This window comes from Anthropogastromicrobium aceti (assembly GCF_020687335.1).
Taxonomy (GTDB): domain Bacteria; phylum Bacillota; class Clostridia; order Lachnospirales; family Lachnospiraceae; genus Anthropogastromicrobium; species Anthropogastromicrobium aceti.
Genome location: NZ_JAJEQN010000065.1, coordinates 1 through 12,025, shown reverse-complemented (window position 1 = coordinate 12,025; position 12,025 = coordinate 1). Strand labels below are relative to the sequence as shown.

General features: G+C 47.5%; 9 protein-coding genes and 1 pseudogene. 5 read left to right on the top strand and 5 right to left on the bottom strand.

Features of this window, described 5'->3' with window-relative positions:
* The 4 genes and pseudogenes from LKD48_RS15640 to LKD48_RS15625 form a co-directional block, all read right to left on the bottom strand.
* Positions 1 to 298: pseudogene (locus LKD48_RS15640) on the bottom strand (transposase); the annotation flags it as partial.
* 364 nt (positions 299 to 662) lie between these two features.
* Positions 663 to 950: a sialate O-acetylesterase gene (locus LKD48_RS15635; protein ID WP_308732558.1), complete on the bottom strand. Its 288-nt coding sequence runs from the start codon at positions 948 to 950 to the stop codon at positions 663 to 665.
* Positions 951 to 994: 44 nt separating this feature from the next.
* Positions 995 to 1,255 (bottom strand): hypothetical protein, encoded by a 261-nt coding sequence (locus LKD48_RS15630; RefSeq protein ID WP_308732557.1) that lies wholly within the window; start codon positions 1,253 to 1,255, stop codon positions 995 to 997.
* A 52-nt stretch (positions 1,256 to 1,307) separates the two neighbouring features.
* On the bottom strand, positions 1,308 to 2,234 hold the full coding sequence (locus tag LKD48_RS15625) for a helix-turn-helix transcriptional regulator (RefSeq protein WP_308732556.1): 927 nt from the start codon (positions 2,232 to 2,234) through the stop codon (positions 1,308 to 1,310).
* A gap of 261 nt (positions 2,235 to 2,495) precedes the next feature.
* Between LKD48_RS15625 and LKD48_RS15620 the strand changes: the two genes are divergently transcribed.
* The 4 genes from LKD48_RS15620 (at position 2,496) to LKD48_RS15605 (ending at position 10,344) form a co-directional block, all read left to right on the top strand.
* Positions 2,496 to 4,325, top strand: coding sequence for an FAD-dependent oxidoreductase (locus LKD48_RS15620; protein WP_308732555.1), 1,830 nt, complete (start codon positions 2,496 to 2,498; stop codon positions 4,323 to 4,325).
* Positions 4,326 to 4,417: 92 nt separating this feature from the next.
* The gene (locus LKD48_RS15615; RefSeq protein ID WP_308732554.1) at positions 4,418 to 6,076 is read left to right on the top strand and encodes a carboxylesterase/lipase family protein; all 1,659 of its coding nucleotides are present in this window, start codon (positions 4,418 to 4,420) and stop codon (positions 6,074 to 6,076) included.
* A gap of 855 nt (positions 6,077 to 6,931) precedes the next feature.
* The gene (locus tag LKD48_RS15610) at positions 6,932 to 8,671 is read left to right on the top strand and encodes an ABC transporter ATP-binding protein/permease (RefSeq protein ID WP_308732553.1); all 1,740 of its coding nucleotides are present in this window, start codon (positions 6,932 to 6,934) and stop codon (positions 8,669 to 8,671) included.
* Positions 8,668 to 10,344 carry an amino acid ABC transporter ATP-binding/permease protein gene (locus LKD48_RS15605; protein ID WP_308732552.1) on the top strand — a complete coding sequence of 559 codons (1,677 nt, stop codon included), beginning with the start codon at positions 8,668 to 8,670 and terminating at the stop codon, positions 10,342 to 10,344. Before LKD48_RS15610 ends, LKD48_RS15605 begins: the two co-directional genes overlap by 4 nt.
* Before the next feature lie 121 nt (positions 10,345 to 10,465).
* On the opposite strand, the gene LKD48_RS15600 is transcribed toward LKD48_RS15605, so the two are convergent.
* Positions 10,466 to 10,711: a hypothetical protein gene (locus LKD48_RS15600; RefSeq protein ID WP_308732551.1), complete on the bottom strand. Its 246-nt coding sequence runs from the start codon at positions 10,709 to 10,711 to the stop codon at positions 10,466 to 10,468.
* A gap of 145 nt (positions 10,712 to 10,856) precedes the next feature.
* On the opposite strand from LKD48_RS15600, the gene LKD48_RS15595 reads away from it, so the two are divergent.
* Positions 10,857 to 11,771 (top strand): ribokinase, encoded by a 915-nt coding sequence (locus LKD48_RS15595; protein ID WP_308732550.1) that lies wholly within the window; start codon positions 10,857 to 10,859, stop codon positions 11,769 to 11,771.
* Positions 11,772 to 12,025 lie beyond the last annotated feature (254 nt).

Below are 12,025 nucleotides of genomic sequence, written 5' to 3'. Positions count from 1 at the left end.
TTTTCATTCGTCCAAAAAATCCTTCACATGCCGAGTTATCTGGCGAACAGCCCTTTTTGGACATTGATCTTGTCAGGCCAGCTTCATCCATTCGCTGAATCCAACCTGACCAGCGATAATGGCATCCTCTATCACTATGAACGATTGGATGCTCATTTTCTTTTAACAATACGATTGCGTTATCTAGCATTGTATTTACTAGTTCTGCATTAGGAGACGTACCAACTGTCCACGTTATAGGCATACCATCGAAGCAATCTATGATTGGAGATAAATATACTTTTCCTTCTCCAATTTTAAGTACCGGGTGCCAGACCCCTGGTACTAACGTGAAGAAAACCGCACATTGGTGCAGAAGGATGGAGAAACCGCGCGGATTCCTGTGGATTTTATCCGGCAGTTCGTCTAAAATAGAGACGAAACCGCTGATTCATCCGGACAGCAGGGCGTGTTCCGAATTGGACTGACTGGTATCAGCGAAGCGGATATGATTTTTCTACAAATACCGCGCAGGCTTCTCCAGCTGTCCGCCCGGTTTCGTTATACCCGGCCTGATAATAATGAAACGCATCTTTCATCAGTCCACGCACCTTCATGGTTTCAAAGGAACGGCTGACCACGGTAAGGTCACTTCGATGATCGGCAAGCGCATACTGCGCGTTTCAGATGGCATCATAGGAGATATCGGCCGCCGGACCGTTGTATTCCCCAATTCCGATCAAAAAGCAATGCTCAATGTTTTCCCGGCGAAGAGTCTCATACATCCGGCAGAACTGTTCCGCATAAACATCCGGGGCGGTATGGTGATCGCCATCTGATTCTCCCTGGCACCAGAGCAGAAAGCGGTGACGCAGAACAATGCCGTGCGCGGCGCAGAAATCGAACGCTGCGTGCATGCGCCGGATGGTGTCATTCAGATAAGCGCCTCCTGGCTGCCACTGCGCGATCACAGAGCCGCCTTTGCTGGCAGAAACACCGAGTACCGGAACACCGGTCAGAGAATATACGCATTGACAAAGGAAGTGACCAATGAACCGGTTTTCATGCCGGGCTCGTGGATTCCGTCCGGGGTGTTTTCGGCGGATCCGAATGGTTCACAGACTGAAAACAGTGCGGATGGATCAGAAATGGCGCGGAATTCCACACCTGCGCCGGAAATCAAAGCCGGAGCTGCCTCCGGAAACTGCGGACAGGAAATGCCCCGTCCGGCCATATTGGACTGACTGGCAAATAAGAAGAAATCATAGGCATTCATGGCTGGATCCTTTTAAAAATATGTATTGGTGAGCAGTAGTCTTTAGTGCGTATTATTTTTCCTTTGGTGATAGTGTCCGCAGGTTTCGGTACGTACTTGGTGACATTCCGTTCATGCGGCGGAATAAAGAGGAAAAGTAACTGGAGCTGGAAAAGCCGGTTTTCAGCGCAATTTCCGTTATCGGAAAATCGGTTTGCGCGAGCAGCTTTCTGGCTTCTTCCATCCGCAGCAGATTCAGATATTCCGGGAAGCTGTGCCCGGTTGAGGAGCAAAACAGATGGCTGATGTAAGAACGGCTGCAGTGGAATGCGCTGCATAGCTCCTCAATCGTGAATGACCGGTTCAGATTCTCCTCAATGAAAAGAAGAATCCGTCCAAGCAGCTGATTCTGTTTCTTCAGCCGTCCTGTTGTATTGGAAAATCCAAGGCATTCCTGCCGATACAGCTGCTCCAGCATAAAAGCAAGCGGAAACAGCAGTGTGTCCAGTTTGTGCGCGTCAGGGATGGAATCGGAAAGATGCTGTTCAAACAGCGGACGTACCGTATCCAGGGAAAGTCCATACGTCTGACAGGTATGCGTCAGACGGTCGAGCGCATGATGCTCCGAAAGAAAATATCCGCTGACGCTGATGAAGCCGATGACAGTATCAGAAAGTGTGTCACGAATCGGATAGACATATTCTCCGATGCCGCAGTGGCAGCATCCGAAAAAAGGTCCCTGTTCCAGATAGCCGGACAGACGTTTCTGATTGCGGATGCAGGCAGTCCAAATGTCCGGATGGGATTTCAGATAGAGACAGCACGGATTGTCATGGATGCGGTAAGGCAGAAACTGCGCAAGAAACGGAGCGGCAATCCTCTGAAACTCATGAATACTGACGCGAAGCCCGCAGTCGTGCTTCAGATAATGCAGATAATCCGTGATATGTCCAGCAAGCATTTCCATCGGTTCCGGGACAGCCGGACTGCGCTTCTCCATAAAAATCCCCCCTTTCTTGTCACCATTTTAGAAAATGACCAATAAAAAGTCAAGAATCCATGCATAAATTTGCAAAAATACTGCCTGAATCCGAATGCGGCAGTAGACTGCGCATGGTAAGATGGTATTACCAAACACGCTTTGAAAACGGATTGATGCAGAAAAAAGCAGACTGCGGCAGCCGAAAAAGCGGAAGCAGCCAGGACTGCGGCATTAAAAAACGGAAGGGTGGATGGAAACGGTCAGAAACGGGAGGAAAAAATGAAAATGAACAGTCGAACGGATCAAATGGATGGTATGAATACAGCAAAAAATGTGTTACCAACAACAGAGCATACGGTGCAGTTCTGTGTGGTCGGAGGCGGGCTTGCCGGTCTATGCGCGGCAGTCGCGGCAGCGCGCAGGGGAATTTCGGCGCTTTTGATGCAGGACCGGCCGGTGCTTGGCGGAAATGCGTCGAGCGAAATTCGGATGTGGGTGCGCGGCGCGGATGGGGAAGATATGAGAGAAACCGGTCTGGTGGAAGAATTGGAGTTAGAAAACTGCTGCCGGAATCCGGATATGAACTTTTCCCTCTGGGACAGCGTGCTGTACGGGCTGGCAAGGAAGGAGAAAAATCTGACGCTGCTCTTAAACTGCAGCTGCCTGGACGCAAAGACAGAAGATGGGCGGATTTGCTCGGTGACCGGCTGGCAGCTGACAACGCAGCGGTATCATTGTGTGAAGGCACAAATTTTTGCCGACTGCTCCGGCGACAGCATACTGGCTCCGCTGACCGGCGCGCCGTACCGCATGGGACGGGAGGCACAGCGGGAATATGGTGAAGATATCGCACCAAAACAGGCGGATTCCTGTACCATGGGTATGTCCTGCCTGATCCAGGCAAGGCAGACTGGCCATCCGGTTACATTTCGCGCTCCGGATTGGGCGGCGCATTATACGGAAAACGATTTTCCGTTCCGTTTGGATCTTTCTTCTCCGGAGCGCTGGACGGGAGAGAACTTCTGGTGGATGGAGCTTGGCGGGACGAAGGATACCATCCGCGATACGGAGGAAATCCGGGATGAGCTTGTAAAAATGGCGCTTGGCGTCTGGGATTTTATCAAAAACGGCGGGAAAACGGACGCTTCCGACTGGGAGCTGGATTGGATGGGATTTCTTCCGGGAAAGCGGGAGAGCAGACGATATGAGGGCGCGTATATCCTGACGCAGAATGATGTGCGGAACGAAGGCCGGTTTGAAGATCTGGTTGCGTACGGCGGCTGGACGATGGACGATCATAACCCGTCCGGATTTGAAACAAAAGAAAAGCCCAATACCTTTCATCCGGCTCCGTCCCCGTATGGGATTCCTTATCGGTGCCTGTATTCTTCGGCGATAAAGAATCTGATGTTTGCCGGACGGAATATCAGCGCAACCCATACGGCCAATTCGAGTACGCGTGTGATGGCAACCTGCGCGATTCTCGGGCAGGCAGTCGGAACAGCAGCAGCGCTTGCCATCCAGGCAGGAAAGGATCCGGCTGGTCTGTATCCGGAACAAATTGATCAGCTGCAGCAGGAGCTGATGAAGGACGGCTGCTATCTTCCGTGGCACAGGCTGCGGCCGGATGCTGTTATGAAAGGCGCGCGGATCACCTGCGGGAGGGAACCGGCAGATATCCTGACGGACGGACTGGAGCGCCGGATTGACGGAATTGATCATGCATGGGAAGGAATGCCGGGTGACGAGCTGATTCTGACGCTTCCGGAAGCCCGGTATGCGGGAATCCTTCGCCTGGTGTTTGACTGTGATCTGAACCGGAAATCCTGGGAAAACGCGCACTGGTATTTAAAGCGGTACGCGATGAAGTGCAATACGTTTCGGGACGATCAGCCGGTATTGGTTCCGCAGACCATTGTGCGCGCGTTTAATGTTGATGTGGACGAAGGAGACGGGATCTGGAAACCGATACTGACAGAGACAGAAAATTATCAGTATCTGCAAAAAATCAGAATCGGCCGTCTGATAAAGCGGGTTCGCCTGATTTGCAGGCAGACCTGGGGCTCGAAAACAGTACGGCTGTATGCCATGGGGCTGTGGGAGAAGTAAGAGATATTGAAAGCAGATAGGACGGAATTTGGTTGTAAAACAGATTGAAATTTCTGGCGAAAATTATATAATAGAAGAAAATACGCAAGATAATGTGGAGGATAACGCAGGATGACGAAAATATGCTTCCTAAGGTGAGGAATGCATTGTGTCTGCGGCAGAAACAGAAGGGAGAGCTATATATGGCAGAATATTTTGTATGCAAAAAGAATGAGCCGGTTGTACAGACCAGGCAGGGAAAAATCCGCGGTTACCGGCTGAATACCACGTTTACCTTTCACGGGATTCCATACGCGCAGGCGAAGCGGTTTCAGAGTCCGGAGCCGGCAACGCCGTGGGAAGGAGTCCGCGACGCGCTGGCATTCGGATATGTGTGTCCGCTGCTGCATCAGGATGCGCCAGGCAATGAACTGCTTGTCCGTCATCGCTACTGGCCGCAGGATGAAAACTGCCAGAATCTGAACATTTGGACGCAGAGCCTGGATCCAAAGGCAAAGAAGCCGGTTATGGTGTGGCTGCACGGCGGCGGATTTTCTTCCGGGTCCGCAATCGAGCATGTCGCTTATGAGGGCGACCATCTGAGTGAGTACGGGGATGTTGTGACAGTATCGGTCAATCATCGGTTGAATATTCTCGGCTATCTCGATCTGTCTCCATTCGGAGAAAAATATAAAAATTCCGCAAATGCGGGAAACGAGGATCTGGTTGCCGCTCTGATCTGGATCCATGAAAATATTGAAGCCTTCGGCGGAGATCCGGATAACGTAACCATTTTCGGCCAGTCGGGCGGCGGTATGAAGGTGGTAACGCTGATGAATACACCGGCCGCGGCGGGACTGTTTCACAAGGGGATCATTGAAAGCGGCGTATACAACGCCGGTGTGTATCAGAAAGAGGACGGGGACGGAACGCAGATCGTCACTGCAATGCTGCAGGCACTTGGAAAGACAACTGATGATGTGGAAGTACTGGAAACCATTCCATATTATGAACTGGCGAATGCGTATAATCAGGTGGCAGAGCAGGTGAAGTCGCAGGGATATTATACCGGGCTTGCGCCGATGCAGAATGACTGGTTTGCCGGAAATCCATTAAAAACTGGATTTATCAGAACCGCGGAATCCATTCCGGTTCTGGCAGGAACAGTAATCGGCGAGTTTGACTTCGGGGCGGTTGTAAACCGGAAGCATGAGCTGACAAAGCAGGAAGCACTTGCGTTTCTGCGGAGAAAATACGGAGAACACACAGAAAATCTTCTGGAATTATTCCGGAAGGCATATCCGGAGAAGTGCGAAGCGGATCTGTGGTCTGTGGATACCGTGTTCCGTACACCGACGATTGCGTTGCTTCGGGAAAAAGCAAAGCTTTCCGCACCGGTGTATTCGTATCAGCTGACCTATGAATTTCCGATCGACGGCGGAAAAGCGGCATGGCACTGCTCGGAAATCCCGTTTGTATTCCATAATACCGATCGGGTTCCGGTCTGCAATGTTCAGGGAGAAACGGATCGGCTGCAGGAGCGGATGTGCAGCGCATGGGTAAACTTTGCAAGATACGGCAACCCGCAGACCGCGTCGCTTCCGAAATGGGATCCCTGCCGCCCGGACGATGAAGCAACGATGATTTTTGACAATGTCTGCGAAGTACGCCATAACTTTGACCATGCCCTGCAGGCCAGGCTCACAGAGATCGAGTATCCGTTATTTCTGCCCGTAGAGGATGAGAACGAAGAGAGGCTGCAGATTCACTAAATAAGAGTATCAATTTGAGAATGCCGGGCTTTTAAAAGTCCGGCATTTATAATACAATCATTTTGAGCTGACAAACAAAGACAGTCAGCCCTGCGGAATAAGAATTTATTCTGTGTTATTACGTTGAAATAGAAAAACCGCCGTACAGAAAGGGTTCCATACGGCGGCAGCGTTATTTCCCGAATCAGTTCCTGTGCGTTCCGATGTGGGAATTATTTTTTTGTGTCGCGCTTTCTTCCCAGATAAACATCGAGCTTTTCTTTCAAAAAAAAGTGCCTGTCCCCGGCAAAAAAGTACGGCAAAAAACAGGTTCGAAATATAACGAGTTGGATATGTGATGGAAAGTTTGTAAAAGCTATGAGTATAGCAAAGCGTATATTCTTAGCTTTTATAAATATAAGTCTTTTTGATGGAGAACTGAAGATGTGCTTGTCATTGATCTGGTATTGTTTATGATAGAGACAGAATATAATATCCAAAGAAAGGTGAAGTTATCATGTCAGTGTCTAAAGATTAATTTGAATTAACACGAAAATAAAGCTTGCTTCTAATAAAAAAGGGATGAAAATAAACAAAGCCTGATAATTGAAAATAAAATTTCTGTCTTAGCTGATGTCGGTAAATTCAGATTAAACTGGTGAGTAAGAACCATTAGAACCATGAAATGAGCCATGTCTGGTAGTAAATGACAAATAAATACCGATAGTCCTTCGGTTAATCAGTTGTCAGTCAACAAGACTGACAGTATAATGATAGATAGTGTACATGTCAAAAAAGTCAGACAGAAAAGCCAACAGATTTAACTGTGGTCGTATGTCAAGCATATTAATGTACAAATCAGACGGAGGTGAAACCATGCTTTTATTAAACAAAACTTTGCTGAGACTGGCAAGGGGGCTGTGGCAATGGATTCTTGCGATTGCCGCAGTCAGTTTTTTGACGCTTGTTGGAACAACAGCGCTAGCGGAAATTGTTTCGCAGTTTCTGGGCAGTTTGTTCGAGCCACAGGTGGTATTAAGTACAGTAAAAAGTGCGGTCGGTGCGGCATTTCTCGCATCGGTATTTACGTTTCTTGCGCAGCTTATCAAGGGACTTATCGAATACAAGACGGCGGCAAAGGCGCGAAGCACCATGCGAAAAACAATCTTTTCAAAGGTGATGGAACTCGATGCGGGCGGCATTGAAAAGATCGGGCCGACATCAGCGATTACCGCGGCGGTCGATGCGGTGGAGCAGATGCAGGCGTATTTTAGTAGCTATCTGCCGAGCCTGATTTTTAGTGTGATCGCGCCGATTTACCTGTTTTTCCATCTGAAGAATATTTCCCTTATCGTGGCCGTGCTTCTTCTTTTTGTATCGCTGATCCTTTTTCCACTTCACAATGTATTTCGTGGAAAAATTGAGGCGCTCAGAAAGACGTATTGGCGTTCATTAGATGATATGACCGGTTATTACATGGATGGTCTTCGCGGATTGACGACACTGAAACTGTTTGATCGTGACCGTGAGCATTCCCGCGTGCTCGGTGAGAAGGCAGATGTGTTAAACAAAAATATCAATGCCTTCATGAAAATCAATTTCACATCCTTCCTTGTGACCGAGCTTTTGATCTATGCGGCCATCACGGTTTCACTTGTGATTTGCATTACCGGAATGCGAAATGGTGATATTACAATCGCGCAAGCACTTACCGTTTTGATGCTTTCCTATAGCTATTTTTCTGCGATTCGTCAGTTAATGAGTGCTTCTCACAGCGCACTGACGGCGATCTCTGCGGCAGGAAAGGTGGAGGAGATTTTGCAGACCGATACGTCTCGTCCGTACAATCCAGAGCTTCCGGCCGATCCAGAGCATTTTGACGGAATTCGCATGGAGCATGTGTCTTATGGCTATGAGGGCCGCAGCAGAGCGCTACAGGATGTGTCACTGACGATTCCAAGAGGTTCGTCGGTTGCACTCGTTGGTTTGTCCGGCTGTGGAAAATCAACGGCGGCATCGCTTTTGATGCGTTTTTGCGATCCAGATCAGGGTACGATTTTTATCGAAGGAAAGGAGTATCGAAGCGTCACACCGCAGCAGCTTCGCACAAACATTGCCATGGTTCCGCAGCAGGTCAATCTGTTTTCGGGAACCATTCGTGAGAATCTATTGCTCGCCGATCCAAACGCAAACGATGAAAAATTAAAAGAAGCGTTATCGGAGGCTGGACTTGGCAGCTTTTTAAAGACGCTTCCAAAAGGACTCGACTCGGATGTGGGAAATGCAGGAGCAGCGCTTTCCGGTGGACAGCGCCAAAAGATGGGAATTGCTAGAGCACTGCTTTCAGAGGCACAGTATATGATCTTTGACGAGGCTACTTCAAGTGTCGATCCGCAGAGTGAGCGTGAGATCTGGGAGACGATCGGTCGTTTGTCAAAGACGAGAACGCTCATCATCATCTCGCACAGAATGTCCACGATTCAGAATGCAAATTGTATTTATGTACTGGAAAAAGGAGTGGTGGCTCAGCGTGGAAGTCATGCAGAGCTGATGCAGCAGGGCGGCTTGTACCGTGAGCTTGTAACGCGCCAGCAGGCAATGGAGGTGGCAGAATGAAACGAAAATTTAGCTATTCAATTGGAGAGATGAACCGCCGCCTGCTTGCAATCGGAAAATCCATTCGTGGTTATCTGGTGATTTCGACGCTTTCAAGTATCATTGGTGCACTAGCGCATATGGGTCTAATGGGCTTTGGTGCATTGTGGCTTCTTGCCGCCGCAGGCTTTTGCGGCAACTTTGCCCTGTATGGAATACTGACCGTTGGCTGTGCGATTTTGATTGCAGTGAGTCGTTATTTGGAGGGCGTATTTTCTCATATGGGCGCATATGGCATTCTTGCCAAGATGCGAGTGCAGCTATTTGACTCGATTGACCGCGTGGCCCCGGCATGGCTGATTGGAAGGGAGACGGGCGATCTGATGAACATTGCCGTGTCGGATATCGAGACGCTAGAATTTTTCTTTGCGCACACAATTGGTCCGATGTTTACCGTAATTTTGCTTCCGCTTACAACGGTAATTCTGGCATTTTGCGTCAATCCGTTGTACGCATGGGTCCTAATTCCAATCTATCTTATGATCAGCGTGGTGCTTCCGTTTTCGGCGCTTAAGGCTGGACGCGGAATCGGAATGCGCTATCGAGAACGCCTTGGAATACTTAAATCAAAGATTCTTGAGAGCGTTTACAGCATCCGCGATATTCAGATTTTTGGAGCAGGAGAGCGAAAGGCAGAGGAGATCCAACGGGCAAATGATGAGGTCAATCATGCATCATTTTGGCTGACACTCCATCGCCAGACGGTCGCATCATTTCCAAATTTCTTTGTCTATCTGGCACGAATTTTGATTCTGGTGTGCGCAGGCGTGCTCGCTTCGCGTGGCATCAACAATCCAGTTGGAACGATTGCACTTTCCTTTGCGGCAACAGCATCGCTTTCGTCCACCTTTAACCTGACCTTCGTGGTGACAAGTCTGTTGGAAACTTACGGTGCGGCAGAGCGTATCTTCCAAATCGAAGATACATTGCCGGAAACAACAGAGCCAGAATCACCTGTTTCCTGCGGTGAGATTCAGACAATCGAGTTTCGTGATGTCAGCTTTTCATATCCGGGCACCGAGAAGAAGATTCTCGACCATATGAATTTAATCATTAAAAAGGGCGATCAGATTGGAATCGAGGGCGAATCCGGTGCAGGAAAATCAACTATTCTTCGCCTGCTGCTTCGCTTTTATGCACCGAGTGAAGGCCAGATTTTACTCAATGGAATCCCAAGCGAGAAAATTAGTTTTGCCGAGCTTCATAAGCGAATCGCATTTCTTGAGCAGGATACCTATCTGTTTGATGATACCATCGCGGCGAACATTGCAGTCGCAAAGCCGTCGGCAACGTCAGAGGAGATTCGGCTTGCGGCAAAGCGGGCTGGAATCGACGATTTTATTGAGACACTTCCGGATGGGTATGATACCGATATGGGTCAGATGAATGCACGCCTTTCGGGAGGAGAGCGCCAGCGTATTGGAATCGCCAGAATCTTTCTTCGAAATCCCGATATTTGCCTAATGGATGAGCCGTCAAGTGCGCTCGATGCGCTTCACGAAAAGGAAATGCTGCACACACTTCAGACCGAGTATGCCGATAAGACCATTCTTCTTATCTCACATCGTAGCAGTACGCTGACTGGATGCAACCGAATCCTAAAAATGCAGGATAAGACGGTGAAGGAAAAATAAAAGTAATGGAAGCAACGATTTACAGAAGCTAAATTTGTATAGTCCTGAGTTGTTAATTAAAAAAAGAAAAACAGAGACAATTGCTAAAAACAACTGTCTCTGTTTTTTCTTCCCTATTGTTTTATAAAGACGTATTTTTCTTACTCAGTGCAAGGCAGATCGCCATTCCGACAAACGCAATACCACTCCACATAAGCAAAGTAGCACTCCAACCGCTATGCTCGGAGAAGATTGCGATCGCGTAAACAGAAATGGAGCTTCCAACGTAGGTAAAGGAATTTAAAAGTCCGGACATAAACGAAATTTTACCGTATTTTTTAAATTTCAGTGGCATGATGTAGGTCATAATCCAATTTACGCCGTGCATACAACCTGTCAAAAGTGCCGATAAAAAGATCGTGGACGTCCAGTGCCTGTCCCCGGCAAAAACGGTCCTAAATGAGGTTAATTATACTTTTATTTTTTCCGTATATATGGTATAGTGGTTCCCATAGGAAGGTGAAAAGAAAGATATGAAAATATATAATATGGGGTCTTTAAATATTGATTATGTATATCGAGTACCGCATTTTGTTCAGCCAGGTGAAACGATTTCCTCTTATGGAAGAGAAATTTTTGCTGGCGGAAAAGGATTGAATCAATCAATTGCGCTTGCTCGCGCAGGTGCACAGGTAATTCATGGTGGTATGATTGGACCAGATGGCGCATTTTTAAAGGAACTATTGGAAGATTCTGGTGTGGATACCACACATATATGTACACTACAGGAAGCGAGTGGTCATACGGTGATCCAGGTAGATGAGCAGGGACAAAATTGTATCATTCTTTATGCGGGAACAAATCACTGTGTTACGAAAGCATATTTGGATGAATTGTTAAAAGATGCTTCTGCAGGTGATTTCATGCTGATTCAAAATGAAATAAATTGTCTAAATGAGGCAATGGAAATCGCACATAAAAAGAAGATGTACATTGCGTTTAACCCATCACCAATAAGCAAAGAGCTTTTTACGCTGCCATTGTCTTATGTTGATTGGTGGTTTTGCAATGAAATCGAGGGCGCTATATTGTTTGGAAAAAACCAAAAACAGAAAATGGCAGATCAAATAGCGATGGATCCGGAAAAGATCATGCAGCAGTTTCAAAAACAATATCCGCAGAGCCATCTGATTTTAACTCTTGGAAAAAAAGGAAGTTATTATTGTGATAAAAAGGATATTATTTTTCAACCTGCTTTTGAAGTAAAAGCAATTGATACAACAGCGGCAGGAGATACCTATTCCGGATATTTTTTGGCAGATTTAGCAGGTGGAAAAAATATTTCAGATGCTTTAAAAGATGCATCGCTAGCTGCATCAATATGTGTGACACGAAAAGGTGCAGCACCATCAATTCCTTATAAAAAAGAAATAGAAAATTTGATTTGAGTATACAATCGGTAAAATTCCCCAGAGACCGTTGATGTTTCAATTGTAGTCTCTGGGGGTGAATGAAAAATTATAAAAACTTATCCAACTCTTTTTCAACCTGTTTTCTCTTTTTGATCTTTGGATGATCAAAAAGACTTCCTTTGGCGCTGACTTAACCCAGCGGCAAGCCACTGTGGTTCCATTGACGGAGTTCTAGTGTCTGCGTACATCGCAAGGACTTTGGCAGACACATCTGTTCCGGAGCAACAAAA